Here is a 20,352-nt window from a genome sequence, read left to right on the forward strand (position 1 = left end):
CCCGCTGGGAAGAGCCCGCGGGGTGGGGTCGTGCAGCAGACTGAGCCATGACAGGGTGTGGGTATGACCAGCAGCGCGACCCGGCTTCGTGGCGGCGCCATCGGCGTCGGATACGAGGGGCAGGAGATCTCCGAGTTCGTTGACGGGCTCGTGCGGCGTGGCGTGACGCGTCTGGTCGATGTCAGGTTGACGCCGATTTCGCGCAAGCGGGGGTTCAGCAAGACGGCGTTACGTGCCGCGCTGGCAGAGGCCGGAATCGAGTACGACCATCGGCGCGAGCTCGGGAACGTCAAGACGAACCGTGCCGGCTTCGCTGGTAACGAGGCCGAGCTCAAGCAGGCGAAGGATCGGTACGCCGAGCTGCTGGAGAATTCCGAGGCCCAAACCAGTCTGGATGAACTCGCTCGCTTGTCAGCTGGTGAGCGCGTCGCCGTACTGTGCTTCGAAGCCGATCAGCGGCGGTGTCATCGTGATGTCGTGCTGGCGGAGATTGTCGGCCGTCTACCTCGGAACTGATCGCGGCGGCCAGTAAACGCCGAGGACGCTGAACGTCCGGGGATGTGCCGCGACGTTGCCGACGTAGAAGGCGACCTCGCGATCAGGGCCGCAGACCTCGTGCAGAAACCGTTGCTCGAGCCGCTGTGCGGCCTCGGTGTCGTTCACGCCGCCGAGGCGCAGGAGCTGGAACGCGACGAACTCCCAATCGATGAATCCCTGCTTGTGGCCGTTGCAATCGGGCTCTTCGCACACGTAGTGGTAGGTGCCGGCGAACCGCGGTGCCCGTAGCGGCGCCCGGTCCTCGTCGCCGAAAAGATCGAGCTGGCCGACATAGGTGTCGATCTTGGCTTGCTGAGCCTTCGACCAGCCCTGATGCCGGGCTATTCGCAGAGCTGTGATCCTTCTCGGGCGAACGAGGGCCAGTGACTGCGTGCTCATGGTGGCGCCGCGAATGAGGCGGCACATCGTGGTCTGGTCGCTGATCGCCGGATCGATCCACGGGCGACGGTGCGACCACTTGGTCAGGCGTTTTCCGACCCTCAAGGTGGGCATCCGGGGCCGCCAGCTCTCCTGCCTGCTGTCCTGCCTGGCCGGTACCGCCTCGACCGACACGACGTCGTACTTCGCGAAGCTCGCGTCGGGGCCGAGCTCGCGGAAGTTGATCGGGTAGAGGCGGATCCAGCCCGGGCGATCCGGGTCAAGGCTGAGCCCGGCCACGCAGACCGTTTCGCCGTACTTCTCGGACGGGTTGGGTGCTGCCTTCACAGTGACCAGGACCTGCAAGGTGACAGCCTGGTCTCCCGCCGGTTTGGCGGTGGGCGTGTCCGGTGGCTGGCCGAACATCGGAAGCTGCGTCATCGGACCTCTCCGATCCGTCCACGTGAACTACCCAACGTAACTCCGGAGTTGTCACTGTGTGAGCGGCCAAAGGAGTGATCTATGCGTTGCGGCGGTGAACCTGTCAGCGGCCCCGCCGGCAGCAGAGCCTTCCCACATCGACACGGCGGACTGTAAACGAGCGGTGTAACTCCCGATTATGGAAGTGCACCTGATGTCCGGCGTGGAGAAAGCTGAGGACTCGAAGCCCGAGATGGGGTTGGATGGCCCAGACGAGCAGCTGGTGAGCCGTGCCAACGTCGGCTGGCTGAAGCTGACCGGTAAGTGCGGGGTGCTGCAGCAGCTGATCAAGCGGTTGATGGAGTCCGCGCTGGACGGGGAGATCACCTTGGCTATGACAAGCACGACCCGGCCAGCCGCGGGACCGGCAACTCGCGTGACAGCACCCGCTCGAAGATCGTACTGACTGATGTAGGCCTGGTCGAGATCGACGTGCCGCGGGATCGGGACACCAGCTTTGAGCACAAGATCGTCGCGAAGCCAAGTTGCGCACGTCGGAGACCTGTTCGCGGGCTCGCTTCGCCGAGACCGTCGAAAACGGACATGTCGATCTGAGTACCTCGCCCTTACGAAGATCGTCGATGGAACTGACGTCGTCTTCGAAGACTTCGTCAATTGACTTGAGGTAGTACGTACCGGTCACAGGCTCATCGAGTTCTTTGCGCAACTCGATATATCGGCCGAGGAGTGCGCTGGCTCTTTTGGTCAGCTGCTGAATCTGAGTGATGACGGACAGATTGCCCGGTTCCGGTAATGGAAGTGCTCTGATCAGCCACAGCAGCGTCGACCGGGACACCTCGGTCGCCAGCTGCCGGGTCAGCCGATGGCCGGGTCTGCCGCCAAGCGCCAGTGCGATCTTCTCCAGCATCCGGTGCAGCAACGGGCTCAGGCGGGCGTGCGGGACGGTGAGGCCCGGGACTTGCTCGGCGAAGGTCTGCTTCGCGCAGCGAGGGTTGTCGCAGAAGAACCGCCGCACCAGCAGCCGGATCACGGTCTCCTGCCCGCCGACCGCGGGTATCTGAGATGACCAGCTGGACCTCGCTGAGGCCGCAGGCCACAAGGCCGGGGAGGGACGACCGTCGAGACTCGACGCCTTCGCTTCGCAGGGCGCGGTTTGGTCGAGGTGACAACTTGCCGCGCGCTACCGCGACGCCTCGACCACAAGCGCTGTGTCCCAGGTATGGCCTCTGGCGGGCTTAACCACGTTCCCTCAGCTGGGACCTCTCAGAGCTGCGGCAATACCGCCGAGACGAGGCCTCGGCGATCTCGTAACCCCAACTTTCGGTACGCGTTCGACAAGTGGAACTCGATAGTACTGGCGGTCAGCCCAAGTCGCGTCGCGATCTGCCTGTTCGTATATCCGGACCTGGCCATGATCGCCACCTCGAGTTCCCGGTGGCTGAGCTGACGAATGTTGCCAGTTGTCGATCTTTCCATCAGATGAGCGTTCAGCCGGTGCGACCATGCCTCGTTGCCCAGCTGACAAGCCGTCCCCCGAGCCGACTCGAGCGCTTTCCGCGCCTCACGGTGGGAGCCTCTGATTTCCAGCCTGGCGCCAAGCTCGAGCTGCACGCGCAGGAGTTCGGCACTAGGGCCTTGCTGAGCAAGCATGCCTGCGGCCTGCTCCAGCAATACGACATCCTCGGGAGGTTCGGAAACACTGGCAACAGCGCCGAGAGCGGTCCCTTTCGTGAGGGGAGTGCCCCAGCGATTCGCCTCGACCAACTCTTCCCCTGCCAGGATGGATCCCAGCGTCCGGCGGCCTATCCGCGAGGCGGCGAAGGTGGCGCGGGATCGCCACGGGATGATGGCGGGGTTGATCACACCCAACCGGCTAAGCTGCCGGCCTGTCGTCATGAAGTCCTCGTAGGCCAGTTGCGGGCGTCCGTCGGCTAGATGGAGCGCGCCGCGCGCAGCGCGCATTTCAGGCGTGTCGTCTACTTCTGCGCGTTCTCTGTCGAAACCTCGCTCATGCAACAGATTGCGCGCCTCATCGAGTTTGCCCAACTCGAGCAAAGCCTCGATCATCCATGCCACGGCAAGTTCGGAGAGGTGTTCGACAGCACGATTGACCAAAGGTTCCTCTAGTAGCTGAAGCGCCTCCGTCGGCCTACCTGCGAGAGTGGCCAACCGCGCACGGAGGATAGCGAAAGTCTCGACATGGCCGGGCAACGTCACCCAGCCCGCTCGGATCACGACGTTACGAACGTACGATTCAGCCGCCCGAATCTCTCCGGCGTATGCCAACGCCAGGGCGGCAAACCACAGCGTACCCGCCTCCCGCCACCGCGGTGAGGACAAAGCCTTATGGGCCAGTTCGACGACCGCGCGCCGATCAGTCGTCTTATTGGCCAACTGGATGGCATGCATCGCGATCCGGCGTTCGGGCGGGAGCAGGGACCGGCACTCGGAGAGCTCGCCACTCACTCGCGGGCCCCCCGCCACATAGACAAGCCCATTGATATCCCGGCGCAAAGTCTTCGCTGTTTCTGACAGCGTCTCGTGGAGAGCTGCCATCACAACCTCGTCCGCCTCTGCCCATCGACCTCGTTCGACGAGCTCTGCACGGTCGTCAGGTACGGGGCCGACCGATCTGGGTGCGTTGAAAGTGGTGTCGATCGGACGTTCCACGCTGGCCATCGTAATCTCCTGACTCGCTGATCAGACCGCCGCTGGACTTTGCTTCGCAGGGCATGGTTTGGTCGAGGTGACAACCTGCCGCGCGCTACCGCAACGCCTCGACCACAAGCGCCGTGTCCCAGTAGAAGGGGCGCAGCTCCTTGATCTTGCCGTTCCGAATCCGGAAGTGCTGAAGCAACGGCCAGTCAACGGCAACGTTCGTCCGCCGCGCCACCGCGTGGACGTGCGACCGGCTCACCACGACCTCCTCCTGCACGACGAACTCCGGATTGCGGACCTCCAGTGAGGACCAGGCGTCCCCGAAGGCGACCATCCATGCCTCGAAGCCGGCGTGCCCGCGCCACTCCCCGCCATATGGCAGGGACGCCGGCTGGTAGATGACGCAACCGGGGTCGAGAGTCTCGGCGATCTCGGAGAAGTCACCGGCGCCTTCCTCCAGGTAGCGCGACTCGGCGGCGTAGAAACGCATGAGCGCGGCGAGCGCGGCGTCCGTCGTGCGAGTCATGAGTGTCCTCCTCTGCTAAATGGCACTGTCAGACCGTGGATCGGCGCATGCGTGAGTAGGAGTCCATCGCTACTGCGGCGATCACGATCGTCCCCTTGATGACGAGCTGCACATTCGAGTCAACGGCGAGAGAGTCCAGCAAGTTGGTCAGGATCGCCAGGATCAGCAGACCCACGACGGATCGCCAGACCGCACCCTCGCCACCGAGCAGCGAGGTGCCGCCGATGACCACCACCGCGATGGCATCCAGCGACATGCTGGCACCGATGTCCGCCTGGCCGACGCCGACACGCGAGGCGATCAGCATCCCCGCCATCGTCGAGCATGCCCCGAGCAGCACATAGGAACTGCAGGTCATCAACCGGACCCGCATGCCGACCAACCGGGCCGCCTCGGCGTTGCCGCCGATCGCGTACAGCGAGCGGCCGTAGACCGTCGCGACGAGAACCGCCGAGGCGACGACGACGACGGCGACGAGCAGCCAGATCGAGTACGGGAGGCCGAGGGCCTGGCCGCGGCCGAGGGTGGTGAACGCAGGATCCGAGACGGCGAACGGCTTGGAGTGGGAGTACAGCGACGTCGCACCGGCGAAGACAGAGGCCGTGCCCAGGGTCGCCACGAACGGGTTCACCCGCAGCCCAGCCACGACGATCCCGTTGATCGCGCCCGCTACGAGGCCCACAGCCAGCGTCACCAGCGCGGCTGGCAGAAGGGGCCAGCCCAGGACTGCGAGGCTGGCGTAGACAGTAGCCCCCGCACCGTAGAGCGCGCCGACCGAGAGGTCGATGCCGCCGGTGATCAAGACATAGGTCATCCCGACCGCGATGATGCCCAGGGGTGCGTTCTGCAGCAGGATGTTCTCGATGTTCTGCAGCTGCAGGAAGCCGGGGTAGAGGACCTGGGCACACACCACCAAGGCGACCAGCACGATCAGCATCCCGTACCGCAGCGCTACCTCCACCAGCCGCACCGACGGGGCATGTCGGGCGGGCGAGGCCGGCGGGCTCTCCGCGGTCGGCTTCTTCGTCGACACCTCAACAGGGTTCATCGTGGTTCTCCTCCAGGCCGAACGCCGCGTTGAGCACGGCTCCGAGGGTCAGTTGTCCGTTGTTGACGCCGATCTCGCGCGCCCGACCGCGTGCCAGCACGACGACGCGGTCCGCGATCGCGAGAATCTCCTCGAACTCGGAGGAGACGAGGATGACGCTGACACCCCGCTCGGTGAACGCGCGCAAGGACGCGTACACGTCTTCCTTGGCGCCGATGTCGATTCCGCGGGTGGGCTCGTCGGTGAGCAGTACGACGGGCTCGCGATGTGCCCACCGTGCCAGCAGCGCCTTCTGCTGGTTGCCGCCGGACAGGCTCGCGACCGGGTGGGACAGCTTCCCGGGATCGAGCCCGAAGTCGGTGGCGACGCGAGCCGAGTCCACGCGCATCCGTGAGCGGGACACGAGCCCCGCCCGGCCACCGCGACCTAGGTGGCTCAGCGCGATGTTCTCCATGGCGCTCATGCCCAGGATCAGTCCCTGGGTCTTGCGGTCCTCGGGGACCAGCGCCAGGCCGGCGCGGAGCGCCTCCCGCGAGGTTCTCGGCATCCGGACGCGCCGACCGCCGACCATCAGGTCGCCGCGGGCCTGGGGCTCCAATCCGGCAAGTGCCCGCAGCAGCGTGCTCCGGCCAGAGCCGACCAGACCCGCCACCCCCAGGATCTCGCCGGGGGCGACCTCGAGGTCCACGCCGTGCAACCGGCCAGGGACCGACAAGTTGCGCACGCTGAGCTGGGGCGCCTCGGGGGCCTCGGAGGTCGATCTGACAGGTCTGTCGTTCAGGGCGGCGGCGAGCCTGGAGCGGGCCGCGTCGCCCAGCATCGCCGCGACGAGCGTCGGCTTGGTCCACTCCGAGGCCGGCGCGGTCGTCTGGAGCCGTCCGTTCCGGAAGACGGTCACGGTGTCGGCGATGTCCAGGACGTCGTCGAGATTGTGTGAGACGAAGACGATCGTGATGCCCTGCGACCTCAGTTGTCGGATCAGCCGGAACAGCGCGGTCCGTTCCTCGGCGCCCAGGGCCGTGGTCGGTTCATCGAAGAGCAGGACCCGGGCCTCGGACTGCACCGCCCGCATGATCTCGAGCAGCTGCTGGTCGGCGACCGAGAGGCGGCCGGCCCGCGCGTCGGGATCGATGTCGTGACCGAGTCGGGCGGACAGCTGCGAGAAGGACGACCTCATCGCACGCCGGGAGACCAGCCCGCCGCGAGTCTCCAAATGACCCAAGAACACGTTCTCCAGCGCGGTCAGTTGCGGGACCATCGTCAGTTCTTGATAGATCGCGGCGATGCCGTGCTGGCGCGCCACCCTCGGCTGCCCCAGAGCGCCGGGGACCCCCGCGATCTCCACCCTCCCTGTGTCGGGGGAGACGCGGCCGGCCAAGACGCCGAGCAGCGTCGACTTGCCGGCCCCGTTCTCGCCCACGAGGGCGTGCACGGTGCCCGTCGCGACCTCCCAGTCCACGCCGTCGAGGGCCACGGTGCCGCCGAACCGCTTGGAGATCCCGGCGCACCGCAGGGCCGGTGCAGCGTCGACCGGCGTTGCACCGGCCGCGTTCAGGATCTCGGTCACGGGGACTCGGCCTTGTATTCGGCGAGGTTGTCGGCGGTCAGGAGGCCGACCTGCCCCTCGCTCTGCCCCTTGAGCAGGTTGTGGCCGTCATTGAGGACCACGTGCGGGACGTCCTGGCCGTCAGGGTGGTCGGCGATGAGTTTGAGGGCCGTGGCGCCCGCGGTCGCCCGGTAGAAGCCGGTGCTCGACTGCAGCCACCCGCTCTTGATCTGGTCCACCGACCAGCCGGCGCCGCCGTTCTCGTAGATCTTCACCTCGCCGGGTTTGCGGCCCGAGGACTGCAGCGCCGCCACGACGCCCTTCGACATCGTGGAGTAGACCGTGATGATGATGTCGATGGCGGGCTGAGCCTGCAGCATCGACTCGGCCTTGGCTTGGGAGTCCGGAGGAGAGTAGTCAGTTCTGAGCTTGGAGACGACCTCGAAATCCGGGTGTTCCTGCTTGATCTCGGCCAGCGCCTTCTCGTAACTCAGCGTGATCGGGTGGAGGTCAGGCCCGGTCAGGACGCCGACCTTGTGGGCGCCGGGGTTCTCCTCGATAGCGTGTTCCATGACCGCCTTGAAGGACGCCGGCGTCTCGTTGCCTCCCACATAGGTCAGCGTCCCAGGGGCCCACAGTTCCTCTCCCTCGTTGACCGATCGGCCGCAGATCGGGAGAGTGACGACGGCGACCGGGATCTTTTGCTCGGCGGCCTGCTTGGTCAGGACGTCGCACACCACATCGCCGTTGACGGGCGCCACGATCCACGCGTCGTAGTCACGCAGCAAGGCGTTCTGCAGCTGGCTCACTTGCGTGGCCGCGTCGAACTTCGCATCGAACACGTCGACGGTGGCACCGACCTTCTTGGCTTCGTCTTGGACACCGGTGATCGTCGACTGCACGGCGCTGTTGTTCGCGACCTCGATGAACAGAGCCACCTTGAGGTCGCCGTCGCTTCCCTTGGCGCCCGCGCTGCAGGAGCCGAGGAGGAGGGCGCCGGACATCAGCAGCGCCCACCCGGCGTGCCGCACCGTCGTTGGTTTCGGGGTCATCTTTCCTCCATCTGCCCGGGGCGCTGCCCGGGTGCTGCCCGGGCTCGTTGCTGGTGACTGGCGCGTGGCCTCGATCTCGGTCCCGCCGCTGCCGCGGTGGTCACGGTGGGGACGCTCACTGGGCGCTGCGTACGTGACGGGCGTCACATTTGTAGGTTATGGCGTTGTTCTCGAAATATCAATGGATATTCGAATATTTTTGGTGGGATCGCTCCAGCGGTTAGCGCTTCGCGATGGGAGTGGCCGACGCGAGCTGCGCGTAGTCCGGGACGTGCCAGTAGAAGGGCCGGAACTCGGTGATCCGACCGTCCTGAACGGTGACTACCTGGACCATGGGCGCCGTCAGCGACTCACCCGTCGTGCGGGACCGGGTGCGGAGGTCGCAGAGGATGACGACCTGGTCGCCTGACTCGAGGAACGTCGCGTTCTGCACGTCCACGATGTCGAAGTGGCGGCTCATCTCGATCGACCAACCTCGGAAGCCCTCGTATCCCTCCCACTCCCCGCCCCAGGGCAGGTCGGGAGACTGGTGCAGTCGGACGTCCGGGGACAGGGTCGCGCCCATCTCGTCGAAGCTCGCTCCGGCGCTCGCGCCACCCGCGGCCATGTAGACGCGCTCGGCGGCATAGAAGGCCTCGAGGACCTCGATGGGAGTGCGTGCTTGCTCGGTCATGCTCTCTCCGTCCTGAGGGTGGTGGTCTGGTGGTGTGGTGCGCCGTCAGCGCGCGATCATCCCGGCTGAGAGGTCGATGTCGGCTCCGGACAGCCCGGACATGCCCAGCATCGCGGTCACGGCGTGCGCGACCTCTTCCTCGGTGACCATGCGCTGCATGGCCGCGCGAGAGGTGAAGGCCCGCTCCGCCTCCTCGTAGGAGACGCCGAGGCGCTCACTCTCCAGGCGGAAGTTGCGCTCCATGCGTGGGCCGCTGACTGGTCCGGGTGACAGCGAGTTCACGGACACGCCGAGGGGACCGACCTCGTGGGCGAGGGTGGCGGTCAGGCCGAGCACCGCCATCTTGGACGCCGCGTAGGGGGTCCGGCCGGCTAGCGGCCGCTTGCCGGTCACCGACGCGACATTGACGACGTCACCGTGCCCGGCGGCGACCATGCCGGGCAAGAAGGCCCGACACAGGAGGAACACCCCACGCACGTTGACGGCGAAGACCTGGTCCCACTCCGCGACCTCGACGTCGACCAGAGGGGCAACCGGACCCGCGACACCGGCGTTGTTGACCAGGATCGAGACCTCCTGGTCCGCAATGAGGTCGGCCAGGTCCCGCACCGAGTCGGCCGAGGACACGTCGCTGACGGCGACCTGGCAGCCCCCGCCGACCTCGCCCTGCACCCGGCGCAGCTTTGCCTCGTCTCGGCCGACCAGGACCACGCGTGCTCCCTGGCGGGCGAGCTCCACGGCGATCGCTCGCCCCAGCCCGTTGCCGGCCCCGGTGACCACCGCCGTGCGACCTCTGATGAGGTCGTGGCGCCCGGTCATCGGATACTGGTCGGCGCCCAGGGGAGCGGGCCGCCGCCGTACTTGTGGGCACGCACGTCGCCGGAGCGAGCGTGGCCCTCGAAGAACTCGACGCGGGCTGCCCGGCCGCACAGCTCGCCGAGCATCGCGCTCGAGGCAGTGTCGACGACCTCCTGGTAGGTGACCGTCTTGAGGTACTTGCCGACCCACAGTCCACCGGTGTAGTTGGCCGCGCCGCGAGTGGGCAGGGTGTGATTGGTGCCGATCACCTTGTCGCCGTAGGACACGCAGGTACCCTCGCCCAGAAAGAGCGCCCCGTAGTTGCGCATCTTGTCCAGGGCCTCCCGCGGGTACTGGGTCAGCACCTGGACGTGCTCGGAGGCGTAGCGGTCGGCCAGCGCGTACGCCTCGTCCAGGTCGGCGACGACGACGACCTCGCCGTGGTCGCGCCATGCCGGGAGCGCGAAGTCGTTGGTCGGCATATCGGGGAGGATCTCCCCGATGTAATCCATGACGCGCCGTGCCACGTCCTCGGAAGTGGTGATGAGGACGGCCGGCGAATCGGGACCGTGCTCGGCCTGGCTGAGCAGGTCGACGGCGACGACGAAGGGGTCGGCGTGCTCGTCGGCGATGACCAGGACCTCGGTGGGGCCGGCGAACAGGTCGATGCCCACCTCGCCGAACAGCTGACGCTTGGCCTCGGCGACGAAGGCGTTACCCGGGCCGACCAGCATATCGACCTTGCCGATGGTCTCGGTGCCGAGTGCCATCGCGGCGACTGCCTGCGTGCCCCCGAGCAGGAGGATCTCGTCGGCACCCGCCAGGTGGAGCGCGGCGACCGTGGCGGCGGGGATCTCGCCCTTGAGGGGCGGCGTGCACGCGGTCACGCGTGGGACACCAGCGACCTTGGCCGTCACCACGGTCATGTGCGCCGAGGCGACGAGCGGATAACGACCGCCGGGGACATAGGCGCCGGCCGCCGACACCGGCAAGTTCTTCTGGCCGAGCAGCACGCCGGGCTCGGTCTCGACCTCGAAATCGGCCAGTGAGTCCCGCTGGTGCTGCGCGAACACGCGCACGCGGTCCTGCACCGCTCTGATGTCGTCGATCGCCTGCTGCGGGACCGTGGCCACGATCTTCTCGATCTCCTCGGCGTCCAGGCGAAAGTTCGCGGGTGACCAGCCATCGAACTTCTCCGAGTAGTCACGAACCGCGGCGTCACCACGCTCGCGTACGTCGGCGATCACGTCGGTGACCACCTGGCGCACCGAGGCGACTCGGTCGGCGTCGGCCGCTGCGTCCGAGCCACGCTTGAGGTAGTTGGTCATGGAGTGCTCCTTCGTGCTGTGCTTTCTTCCGCACGCTGCGGCGAGCGGAACGAGGGGTGGTCAAAGGGGGGCGATAAGAGGCGACTGGCTGCGATGACGCCGTCAGGAATGGCCCGAGATCATGAGGTCGGCCAGGTCCTCGGGGTCGACGAAGGACGGCGGCGGAGGTGGTCCCCACCGGTAGAGCCCTCGTGCTCCCTCGAGGACCTCGGGGGTCCACAGAGCGTCCTCGGGGATGCAGTCCATGTCGGAGTGGTACTCGGCGAAGTTGCCGGCGGGGTCCTTGAGGTACCAGAAGAAGTTGGAGCCGGCGTAGTGGCGGCCCAGGCCCCAGACGTGCCGCTCGGGATGCTCTGCGAGCATGTCGACCGCCCCGCGACCGACGGCGTCGACGTCCTCGACCTGCCAGCTCGTGTGGTGCAGGAACGGCACCGGGGCCCGTTGGATCAGGACGTTGTGATGGTCGGTCGAGCACCTCAAGAACATGCCGAAGTCCTTGATGATGTCGGAGACCTTGAATCGGAGGCCTTCCACGAAGAAGTCGTGTGATGCTTCGAAGCTCGTCGTACCGAGCACGAAGTGGCCGAGGCGGCGAGGCCGGACGCGCCCCTCGACCAGCACGCCCGCCGCGCGCGCGTTGACGCGATCGTGACGACCGGGACCGTTCGCCGCAGGAGCGGCGACCGGTGGCTGCACGAGCCGGCTGGCTACAGTCACCTCGACCCCGACGCCGGTGCCGGGGTCGGCCGTGGTGAGCCGGAGGCCAGTGATCGAGCTGGCGACCCCGAGGCGGGTCAGGTCCCCGTGCGCCCGCCGGAGATCGTCCAGGTCGTCGGCGGCGAACCGGACCGACACGAGCCGTCGATGCGGCGACTCGACCAGACGCAGCTGCTCGCCGGCGTCGACGGTGGAGAACGCGCTCCCCGTGCGGGTCAGGCCGAAGTCGACGTAGAACCGGGCTGCCTCCTCGACATCGGGGACGCCGAGGGTCACCGAGTCGAGACGGTGGAGGCTCATCGCTTCAGCCCTTCGCGACGGTGTCGTCGGCCTCGACGAAAGTCTGCACCAGCTCGCCGATCCCGCCGATGCGGCTTCGCAGCGTCTCGCCCGGCTTCAAGAATCTGGTCGGCGTCATGCCGGCGCCGACGCCGGAAGGGGTGCCGGTGAAGATGACGTCGCCCGGGAGGAGCGCGACGACCGCCGAGAGCCGATGGATCAGGTCCGGAACCGAGAAGATCATCTGTGAGGTCCGGCCGACCTGCACCTTCTCGCCATCGATCTCCGCGACGATATCGAGGTCGTCGGGTGCCTCCAGCTCGTCCAAGGTGACCAACGCCGGCCCCATCGGGGAGAAGCCGGCGTGGGACTTGGCGAGGCCGAACTGCGGGGCGGGTCCCGCGTGCTGTCGTACGCGTTCGGAGAGGTCCTGCCCCACGCTCAGGCCGGCGACATGGTCCCAGGCGTCGGCCTCGGCGATGTCGCGCCCGCCGCGACCGAGCACGACGACGAGCTCGACCTCCCAGTCGACCGACCCCTCGGGAAGGACCACCTGGCTATACGGGCCGGAGAAGGAGGACGCCCACTTGGTGAAGACGACCGGTTCAGCCGGCTTGACGAAGCCAGACTCGGCGGCGTGATCGGAGTAGTTCAGGCCGATCGCGAACACCTGACCGGGATGGGGTGCTGGGGGACCGAGCTCATCGGGCCGGAACGAAGTCACCTCCGTGGTCCCCGCGTCCACGCCACCAGCGCTCGCCCACTGGACGAATCGGTCCCATTCCTCGTAGATCGCCTGGAAAACAGGGGGAAACGCGCCCTGACTGGCCGCCGACACGTCCACGGCTTCGGATTCCCCGACCTGCAGGTAGGGCCGTCCTCGGAGATTGATCAAGCGCACGGGGTCACCTTCCTGCGTGTGTCGTCCATCACACGAGCATCGTGGCTCGCCAGATTCGATAAGTCAACAGATAATCGAAAATAATCGGTGGCGATGGAGTCGACGATGGGCGATGCGAGGCCCGGCGGCCCGAGATTTTCGTATATCGACTCGACGTTCTAGGATGACGTAGGATGGGGCTGTGACGCGCACAGAGGGTGGGGGCACACGTGCCGACGAGGTCTTCGACGCTATCCGGGCCGCGATCCTGTATGGAGTTCTCGCTCCCGGCGAGAGGTTGAAGTTCGATGATCTCCGCGAGCGATTCAGCTGTAGCGTCAGCGCCGCGCGGGAGTCGTTGACCCGGCTCTCGGCCCAGGGGCTCGTCTCCGTGGAGCCGCACGTCGGCTTCTCCGTCGTTCAGCTCTCGGTGGGTGCGCTCGTCGAGCTCACCGAGGCCAGAGTGGAGATCGAGACGCTCGCCCTGCGGCTCTCGATCGAGCGGGGGAACCTCGCTTGGGAGCAGCGGGTCGTGAGCTCCTGCCACCTGCTCAGCCGGATTCCGCTCGGCGAGCCCGACGCCAAGGGCGTGCCCCAGCTGAGCGAGCCGTGGGCGGCTGCCCATGCGGACTTCCACCACGCGTTGCTCGAGGGGTGTGGGAACTCTCGCCTGCTGGAGGTCGCCAGCCAACTGCGTGACTCCGCAGAGCTGTATCGCCGCTGGTCGGTGTGGATGGGGGACGAGCCGCACCGCGACGTCGCAGCTGAACATTCCGAGTTGCGAGACCAGGCACTCGATCGCGACACCGACGCAGCCGTGGCAGCGTTGCGCCGGCACATCACGCACACCACCGACCTCCTTCTCAGCGGCGCGCGGACGAGCGAGGAGCGGACGACGGCGTCGTGAGACGGGGGGCCAACATCCGACACGCCGTCGCGGACTGGCTCGCGCACGGTGCCGAACGTGCTGCGAAGGCGGAGGGCCCCACGGCAGTGGCCTCACCTCAGGTGAACGCGCTGTGTCCGGTCACGTGCCGTCCGACGATGAGGGATCGGATCCCGGCGGTTCCTTCGTAGCGCACCGCGCGTCATTCAGATCGAGGACTGCTGGCGGCTGCGGCGGAGGCGGTGGATCGCCGACCGTTCAGATCAACGGAGGGGGCGGGTCGAAGCAGAACCCCCACTCCCGCTCGGCGTCCACGTACATCACCGGCCGGAACCCCGCCTGCCACGCCAGGTGACGGTCCAACACCACCGCCCACGGCTCGAACCGGCCTCGCGTGTTCAACCCGCGCGTGAATGCCGTCTCCAATTCTGCGGCCGACAGGTCCGAAACTGCGGCAACTCCTGCCTCGTGGTCATCTGCGACCTGCAGGCTTGGCGCCGTGAACTGTACGCCGTGCAGCAAGAGTTGTTCCAGCACGAGGGGCATCGCGTAAACATGCGGCCGGTCAGGCTCACGAGATCGGCAAAGGTGCTGAGGCGGCTTTGATGGCCGAGCAAAGCCCATGAGTTTGTCAAGTAATCACCGTTCGGCGGCCGGTGGGCCGCCGAACGGTTGCAGATCACTGGTAGACGTGGATGTAGTCGACGATCAATTGCTGGGGGAACTGGGTGGTGTCGTCGGGACTGCCCGGCCAGGTTCCGCCCACCGCGAGATTGAGCAGCAGGAAGAACGGGTGGTCGAACACCCAGCGGCCGCCGGAAGGTACGTCCGCCTCGGTCCGGGAGTGGTAGGTGTTGCCGTCCAGCGACCAGGTGATTCGCTCGGGTGTCCAGTCGACGGCGAACGTGTGGAAGTCCGCGGACAGTGGCATTCCGGAAGGGTTCGTGGTTTCGCCGGCAAGCCCGTTCTCGTCGAAGAAACCGGGTCCGTGGAGGGTCCCGTAGACTGTTCGGGGTTCGTTGCCCACGTTCTCCATGACGTCGATTTCACCGCAGTTCGGCCATCCGGCTTCCTCGTAGTCGGAGCCGAGCATCCAGAACGCGGGCCACATTCCCTGTCCTGAAGGAAGTTTCAGCCTGATCTCGAACCTGCCGTAGGCTTGGGTGAACTTGTTCTTGGTGGTCAGCCTGGCCGAACTGTATTCGCAGGTCCCGTACCAGCAGTTCGAGTCCGCGACTTGTTCCTTGTGCGCGGTGATCGCGAGATTCCCGGCTCCGTCGTGTGCCGCGTTGCGTGTACTGTTCGTGTAGTACTGCAATTCTTCGTTTCCCCAGCCTTCTCCGCCGGTGTCGTGGTTCCAATTGGCGGGGTCGGGAGGAGTTCCGGCCGGCTGGTCGAAGTCGTCGGCCCAGATAAGCGCTAGTCGATGTGGCGCGGCCGTCGCCGGGGAGGGCGCAGCGGTCAGAGTCAGGGCGGTGAGGCAGGCGGCCAGGATCGTGCCCGACCTTCGTATAGTCGAAAAATGCTTGCTCTGCACTGAGCTTTCCTTTCGCCGGTAAGGTGCGGCGTATTTGTAAAGAGTATTGCCGATCAGGGGTGCGGAAGCCTGCCACTGTTCAGTGGCAGGCTCGCGGGCCGATCTCATCGCGTTCTCATTCGGCGGCTGGTATCCAGATTCCTTCTCGTAGTTGACGCAGGAGGTACGGATGCGGGGCCGGAAAGAAGGAGGAGCAGGTGAGTTCCTGCGAGCCTGCCGGGCACGGCTCCGGCCCGAGGACGTCGGCCTGATGTCCGGAAAGGACGGACGACGGGTTCCCGGTCTCCGGCGAGAGGAACTCGCCGGGCTCGCTGGGATGAGCGTGTCGTACCTCATCCGGCTGGAACAAGGGCGAGCGGTCACTGCTTCCGATGAGGTCATCGATGCGCTGGCGGACGCGCTGCTGCTCGACGACGGCGATCGCGCGCACCTGGCGGATCTGATCCGAGTCGATCGGTACCGGCCTCGTATCGGTGACGTGTCGGATGCCGTCGAGGAGGCGGGCGATTCGATCCGGCTGATGGTGGCTGGTCTCAACGCACCGGCCTGGGTGATCGGCAGCCGTGGTCATGTGCTGACCTGGAACCGGCTTGCGCACGCACTGCTGGCTTGGAACCTGGACTTCTCCAGCCCGCGGATCCCTGGCGAGCGGCCGAATCTGCTGCGCTATCACTTCCTGGATCCGCTCAACCGCCGGCTCTACCTCGACTGGGAACGGACCGCCCGGTCCGCCGTCGCCTACATCTGGACGGCCATGACGACCCGGCCCGACGACCCGGTCGCGCACACGCTGGTCGACGAACTCTGCCAAGTTAGTGCTGACTTCGCCCGGTTCTGGGCGGAGCGACGCCTTGGTTGCCGCGACGACGAGGCTGTCGAACTCTCCCATCCGATCCTGGGCAGGCTGACGGTCACACAGCAGTACTTCAGCGTCCTCAACCGGCCGGATCACCGGCTGCTCATCGTGGTGACCGAACCTGGATCGGCGTCGGAGAGGGCGGTCGAGCGCCTCGCGCGGCGTCTGCTGTCATAGTTGACAAATTCATCGAGATTCTCAAGGGGCATGCTCGCCAGCGCCTACAAGCGGTCGCCGTTCAGCGCTCTCGACGAGCGGTGGCAGTTGCACTGCTTCTTGGCGAAGGCGCTCGCACGCGGCGCGTGAGCTATTGGTCAGGGCAGACACGGATCCGGTCCCTTCACACTCTTCATCTGCCCGTTCCGGTGATCGCGATAGTCGCCGATCCGGTCGAGATCCACGTCGCCCGGATCAACGGCTCGTGAGTGCGAACGTGAGCAGCGCGGTGGCCGTGAAGTCGAGGGCAGGCTCGACGCTCTGCCATGCGCCCACGTCGTCGACGAAGCGCGCTCCGCGGCCGTCGAACCGTTCGAAACCGCCTGTCACGCACTGGCGCATGGCCGGAAACCGGTTGAGCTCGGCGAACCGTTCGGCCTTGTTCGGGCCGTTGACCACGGCACCCGTGAGTTCCTTGCCGGTGAGGTTGGCTGCCTGGTGTTCCGGGCAGCGCGGGGACACGGTGCTGCTGCCGATCACGAACGACGTACCCCAGGCGTTCGCGCCGAGTGTCCAATTCCGTTGCCGGGTGCCGAACGCGGCGTAGGTGTCCTGGCCGGTGGCCTGCCGGTGCAGCAGCGCGGTCGTCGCGAGACCGAACGCGTGGGGTACCGAGTCGAACTCGAGCTGATCGGCGCCCGCGCGGAACGGGTCCCGCGCCGCCCGGGCCATTCCGTCATCGAGCTGGCGGGCAAGGTCGTCGGTCAGCCGGTCGCGGGTGATCCCGGTGGCCGGGCTTCCCTTGTCGATGACCTTGATCAGGTCTGTGTGCGCGAGCGCGCTGACGTCGCCGACCCCCAGTGTTCCGCGTACGTCGGACGCCAGGTACGCCGTTGCCCAGTGTCCGGCGTCTCGGGCCCAGCGCCCGGCTCGAGGGTCGCCGAGTGCCTCGCCCGACCGCGCGAGCTCGGTCGCGGCGAACTCGAGATCGTCTTGCCAGGACGCTTCGGGGTAGAAGGATGGCGGGTAGGCCGTGGTCAGCGGACCCGGTTCGCGGTCGGCGAGATCGTAGACGCGGGCGGCCTGGTCCAAGAACTGGCGAGCCTCGATGCCGGTGTTCGTCTGTGCTGCGAGGGCGAAGGCGGCGGCGACCTTGCCTGCCAGGTTGGGGCTGATCGAGGCGCCCGGCTCGGCGGCACGGAACACCGGGCGATGGGCAAGAGCGGGATCGGCACCCGGTGCTTCGTCGGCTTCGGGCAACCGCCATACGTCGTGGTCGGTGCGCACGTTCTCGTTGCCGGCGCCCACCCCGACCTGCGCGTAAAGCGTGTCGGTGGTTTCGTCCCACATCTTGCCCAGCCAAGCCAACCCATGGCGGACTTCGGCCGCCAGCTCGGCGCCACCCGCACGCGAATCCCGCTGGGCCAGGAGAAGCGACGCGAGACTGTATGCGGTCGTGTGGGTGAACTTGAGGAAGTCCCCGGCGTCGAACCAGCCGCCGGCGACGTCGACCGGCCCGCCTGCCGGGGTGAGTCGCTCATCCTGCAGTTCAGCGCCTTCTTCGTCATAGCGGGGGACTTCGTACACGGTCGCCCGGCCATCGTTCAGATGCGCGGCCTTTCGGTCCACTGTGGAGGGAAGGACATCGGAGCCGTCGCGCTGGGCCTCGAAGAAGCGGGCATTGGCCACGACCTGCGGTGAGAAGAGGGCCGTTGCCGAGTCCACTCGGAAGACCGGGGACGGTGCCGCTCCGTCGGCGAGAATCCGGTAGGTGCCCGGTGTTCTGACCTGTGAGATATCCAGTACGCGCACACTGGGGAAGCCACTGTTCCAGGAACCTGCCGATGTGCCGGCGGTGCCGGCGAACACCGTCCGCCCGGACTCTTCGACCACCCGGAACGCCGAAGCGCCGCCTCCGTTCATCAGGTAGGCGTGTTTCTCCTCGGTGGTGCCATAGCCGACCTGGTCGACACGCACGAATCCGTTCGTCGTCGCGACGGGTTCGTCAGCGCCGGAGGTGCAGGCGGAGGCGAGCAGGAGGGCGGCGAGAGGCGCCATGCGCTTGAACATGGTCGAAGCGTGTCAAGGCTCCGATGAGAAGGTCATGAGACGACGCCCTCATGGCCCGGAAGCATGAGCTCCGCCACCGTGCCGCCGCCCTCGGCGTCGCCGAGCCGTGCGGAGCCACCGTGCAGATCGGCCACCCAGCGCACGATGGCCAGTCCGATTCCGGTGCCACCTCCTTCGCCGGTGACGGCGTGTTCGAACAGGCGCTCGCGATCGGCAGCATGCACCCCAGGGCCATGGTCGCGCACGGAGATCCGGCCGCCGGCGACACCGACCTCGATGCCTGCGTCCACTCCTCCGTGCCGGATGCCGTTGTCCAGGAGATTCCGGATCGCCTGAGCGAGCAGTTCCGGATCCCCGAGCACGACGCCAGGCTCGGCGGTGAGGGTGATCCGGGAGTCGTCGTAGTCCGTGACGATCTGCTCCACCAGCAGATCCAGCCGAAGCGGTTCCCGCTCGAGCGCTTGGGTGCCTGCCGCCAGCCGGGCGCGCACCAGCAGACCGGTGACGAGCCGCCCGAGTTCGCCCACCAGCCGGGATGAGCGCCTCAGCGCCTCCTGACCGCGTGTGGGCTCGCGCAGGCCGCTGTCGGTGACCAGTTGCAGCGTCGCCAGGGGAGTGCGGAGTTCGTGTGCCGCCTCTGCCAGGAATTGCTCCTGGCGGTCCAGAGCACGCTGTGCGGGCCGCATGCTCCGGCCGGACAGCAAGTGACCCGCCGCGGCCGCGAGCAGCACGAGACCCGCGCACCCGATGGCCAAGAATCGCACCACCCCGGCGTGCCCGGCCTCACCTGCCTCGGGGTCGCCCCTGGCGACGACCACGGCCCCGATCCGGTCGCCGTTCCAGACGGGAGCGGCCGCGAGCCGTCGTTCCGCACCGTCCAGCAGGGCGTCACCGAGCACTGTTTCCTGGGTGTGGCGAGCATTTCCGGCCAGCGAAGCGACGGCTTCGGCATCCGTCGAATAGTGTGGGAAACGCTGGACCAGATCATCTGACGAGGTCCACTCGAAAACAGTCACCGGAACGGCTCCCGCGGCCAGAATGTCTTCTCGCAGAGGTTCCAGGTGCAGCACGCCCGCGTCGTCGTACCAGAGAGCCCGTGACAATGCGGTCGCTGTCCTGTCGACCTCATGGTCCAAGCCGGACGCGCGTGACTCGGCATCGAGCTCCGATGCGATACCCGCGAGCACCACGAGGCAGATCGCCGTGCCGAGCGCATACAGGGCGGTAAGACGCCGCCGCAAGCGACGCAGCCGGACGCGGGCGGGTGTCGTCACGCTGGGGACTCGTTGATGAGATAGCCGGCTCCACGTACCGTGTCGATCAAGGCCGGAGGTCCGAGCTTGCGGCGCAGTTGAAGGATCACCGCGTCGACCACATTGGACAGTGGATCCGACAGCTCATCCCAGCAATGCTCGATGAGTTCGGTGCGTGACACGACCTGTCCGGCCCTCGCCGCCAAGAGCTCCAAAACCGAGAACTCCTTGGCGCCCAGAGAAAGCAGCACCCCATTGCGGCGCACTTGTCTGCGTGCCGTGTCGATCTCGAGGTCACCGGCCCGCAGGACCACCGGCCGTGGAGACTCACTACGCCGGCACAACGCGCCGACCCGAGCGGCGAGTTCTGCGAGGGCGAAAGGCTTCGCCAGATAGTCGTCGGCGCCATCGTCGAACCCGGCCACTCGGTCGGTCACTGCGTCCATGGCGGTCAGCATCAGCACAGGTACCCGGGAACCGGCCGCCCGCAGGTCCCGTACGAGCCCGAGCCCGTCGCCGTCGGGGAGCATGCGATCCAGTACCAGGCAGTCGTAGCCGTGCACCGCCACGGACAGATCCGCCTCGCCGACGGTCCTGGCGAGGTCGACCGCGAAGCCGGCTGACCTGAGTCCGCCGGCGATCTCTGTGCCGAGCTCGAAGTCGTCTTCGAGCACCAGTACGCGCATGAGCGGATGGTAACGGCGTGTCGCCGTGTGCGCCCGAGCGATGAATC

At 66.9% G+C, this 20,352-nt stretch carries 21 protein-coding genes; 5 read left to right on the forward strand and 16 right to left on the reverse strand.

Going from position 1 to position 20,352, the window contains the following annotated elements; translation table 11 throughout:
• Positions 1-63: 63 nt before the first annotated feature.
• A complete protein-coding gene (locus ACLJPX_RS42375; RefSeq protein WP_410605801.1) occupies positions 64-516 on the forward strand; it encodes a DUF488 family protein in 453 nt (150 codons plus the stop codon).
• On the opposite strand, the gene ACLJPX_RS42380 is transcribed toward ACLJPX_RS42375, so the two are convergent.
• Positions 502-1,356, reverse strand: a complete 855-nt coding sequence (locus ACLJPX_RS42380; RefSeq protein WP_410605802.1) for a hypothetical protein — start codon at positions 1,354-1,356, stop codon at positions 502-504. The genes ACLJPX_RS42375 and ACLJPX_RS42380 overlap by 15 nt on opposite strands.
• A 303-nt stretch (positions 1,357-1,659) precedes the next feature.
• Here ACLJPX_RS42380 and ACLJPX_RS42385 point away from each other — a divergent pair, with 303 nt between their 5' ends.
• Complete coding sequence (locus ACLJPX_RS42385) at positions 1,660-1,950, forward strand: transposase (protein WP_410605803.1); 291 nt, start codon at positions 1,660-1,662, stop codon at positions 1,948-1,950.
• Positions 1,951-2,120: 170 nt separating this feature from the next.
• Entirely contained in the window at positions 2,121-2,417 is a 297-nt protein-coding gene (locus ACLJPX_RS42390; RefSeq protein WP_410605804.1) for a hypothetical protein, read from the forward strand.
• Between the two features lie 202 nt (positions 2,418-2,619).
• Here the strand turns inward: ACLJPX_RS42390 and ACLJPX_RS42395 are convergent, their stop codons facing one another.
• The 10 genes from ACLJPX_RS42395 to ACLJPX_RS42440 all read right to left on the reverse strand — a co-directional run bounded on the left by ACLJPX_RS42395 (position 2,620) and on the right by ACLJPX_RS42440 (position 12,651).
• Positions 2,620-4,035 (reverse strand): helix-turn-helix transcriptional regulator, encoded by a 1,416-nt coding sequence (locus tag ACLJPX_RS42395; protein ID WP_410605805.1) that lies wholly within the window; start codon positions 4,033-4,035, stop codon positions 2,620-2,622.
• A gap of 85 nt (positions 4,036-4,120) precedes the next feature.
• Positions 4,121-4,540, reverse strand: a complete 420-nt coding sequence (locus tag ACLJPX_RS42400) for a nuclear transport factor 2 family protein (RefSeq protein ID WP_410605806.1) — start codon at positions 4,538-4,540, stop codon at positions 4,121-4,123.
• A gap of 28 nt (positions 4,541-4,568) precedes the next feature.
• Positions 4,569-5,588 carry an ABC transporter permease gene (locus tag ACLJPX_RS42405; RefSeq protein WP_410605807.1) on the reverse strand — a complete coding sequence of 340 codons (1,020 nt, stop codon included), beginning with the start codon at positions 5,586-5,588 and terminating at the stop codon, positions 4,569-4,571.
• A complete protein-coding gene (locus ACLJPX_RS42410) occupies positions 5,575-7,155 on the reverse strand; it encodes a sugar ABC transporter ATP-binding protein (protein WP_410605808.1) in 1,581 nt (526 codons plus the stop codon). The genes ACLJPX_RS42405 and ACLJPX_RS42410 overlap by 14 nt, the downstream gene beginning before the upstream one ends.
• Positions 7,152-8,186: a sugar ABC transporter substrate-binding protein gene (locus ACLJPX_RS42415; RefSeq protein ID WP_410605809.1), complete on the reverse strand. Its 1,035-nt coding sequence runs from the start codon at positions 8,184-8,186 to the stop codon at positions 7,152-7,154. The genes ACLJPX_RS42410 and ACLJPX_RS42415 overlap by 4 nt, the downstream gene beginning before the upstream one ends.
• 220 nt (positions 8,187-8,406) lie before the next feature.
• Complete coding sequence (locus tag ACLJPX_RS42420) at positions 8,407-8,859, reverse strand: nuclear transport factor 2 family protein (RefSeq protein ID WP_410605810.1); 453 nt, start codon at positions 8,857-8,859, stop codon at positions 8,407-8,409.
• A 45-nt stretch (positions 8,860-8,904) separates the two neighbouring features.
• Entirely contained in the window at positions 8,905-9,639 is a 735-nt protein-coding gene (locus ACLJPX_RS42425) for an SDR family NAD(P)-dependent oxidoreductase (RefSeq protein WP_410605811.1), read from the reverse strand.
• A 35-nt stretch (positions 9,640-9,674) separates the two neighbouring features.
• Positions 9,675-10,985, reverse strand: coding sequence for a histidinol dehydrogenase (hisD, locus tag ACLJPX_RS42430; RefSeq protein WP_410605812.1), 1,311 nt, complete (start codon positions 10,983-10,985; stop codon positions 9,675-9,677).
• A 102-nt stretch (positions 10,986-11,087) separates the two neighbouring features.
• Entirely contained in the window at positions 11,088-12,002 is a 915-nt protein-coding gene (locus ACLJPX_RS42435; protein WP_410605813.1) for a VOC family protein, read from the reverse strand.
• A 4-nt stretch (positions 12,003-12,006) separates the two neighbouring features.
• Positions 12,007-12,651 carry a fumarylacetoacetate hydrolase family protein gene (locus tag ACLJPX_RS42440; protein ID WP_410605814.1) on the reverse strand — a complete coding sequence of 215 codons (645 nt, stop codon included), beginning with the start codon at positions 12,649-12,651 and terminating at the stop codon, positions 12,007-12,009.
• 412 nt (positions 12,652-13,063) lie between these two features.
• Here ACLJPX_RS42440 and ACLJPX_RS42445 point away from each other — a divergent pair, with 412 nt between their 5' ends.
• Positions 13,064-13,768 carry a GntR family transcriptional regulator gene (locus tag ACLJPX_RS42445; protein WP_410605815.1) on the forward strand — a complete coding sequence of 235 codons (705 nt, stop codon included), beginning with the start codon at positions 13,064-13,066 and terminating at the stop codon, positions 13,766-13,768.
• Positions 13,769-14,005: 237 nt separating this feature from the next.
• Here ACLJPX_RS42445 and ACLJPX_RS42450 read toward each other — a convergent pair whose 3' ends face one another.
• Together ACLJPX_RS42450 and ACLJPX_RS42455 are read right to left on the reverse strand one after the other, a co-directional pair.
• Positions 14,006-14,293 carry a hypothetical protein gene (locus ACLJPX_RS42450; RefSeq protein ID WP_410605816.1) on the reverse strand — a complete coding sequence of 96 codons (288 nt, stop codon included), beginning with the start codon at positions 14,291-14,293 and terminating at the stop codon, positions 14,006-14,008.
• A 133-nt stretch (positions 14,294-14,426) separates the two neighbouring features.
• Positions 14,427-15,284, reverse strand: coding sequence for a family 16 glycosylhydrolase (locus ACLJPX_RS42455; protein WP_410605817.1), 858 nt, complete (start codon positions 15,282-15,284; stop codon positions 14,427-14,429).
• A 169-nt stretch (positions 15,285-15,453) separates the two neighbouring features.
• On the opposite strand from ACLJPX_RS42455, the gene ACLJPX_RS42460 reads away from it, so the two are divergent.
• Positions 15,454-16,317, forward strand: a complete 864-nt coding sequence (locus ACLJPX_RS42460) for a helix-turn-helix domain-containing protein (protein ID WP_410605818.1) — start codon at positions 15,454-15,456, stop codon at positions 16,315-16,317.
• A 234-nt stretch (positions 16,318-16,551) separates the two neighbouring features.
• Here the strand turns inward: ACLJPX_RS42460 and ACLJPX_RS42465 are convergent, their stop codons facing one another.
• Genes ACLJPX_RS42465 through ACLJPX_RS42475 form a run of 3 tightly spaced genes read right to left on the reverse strand, consistent with a single transcriptional unit; the run spans position 16,552 to position 20,305 of the window.
• The gene (locus ACLJPX_RS42465; RefSeq protein ID WP_410605819.1) at positions 16,552-18,366 is read right to left on the reverse strand and encodes a glycoside hydrolase family 9 protein; all 1,815 of its coding nucleotides are present in this window, start codon (positions 18,364-18,366) and stop codon (positions 16,552-16,554) included.
• Positions 18,367-18,398: 32 nt separating this feature from the next.
• Positions 18,399-19,640: a sensor histidine kinase gene (locus tag ACLJPX_RS42470; RefSeq protein WP_410605820.1), complete on the reverse strand. Its 1,242-nt coding sequence runs from the start codon at positions 19,638-19,640 to the stop codon at positions 18,399-18,401.
• Complete coding sequence (locus ACLJPX_RS42475) at positions 19,637-20,305, reverse strand: response regulator transcription factor (protein WP_410605821.1); 669 nt, start codon at positions 20,303-20,305, stop codon at positions 19,637-19,639. Before ACLJPX_RS42475 ends, ACLJPX_RS42470 begins: the two co-directional genes overlap by 4 nt.
• Between the last annotated feature and the right edge of the window lie 47 nt (positions 20,306-20,352).

Source organism: Amycolatopsis sp. lyj-90, assembly GCF_046549035.1.
Taxonomy (GTDB): domain Bacteria; phylum Actinomycetota; class Actinomycetes; order Mycobacteriales; family Pseudonocardiaceae; genus Amycolatopsis.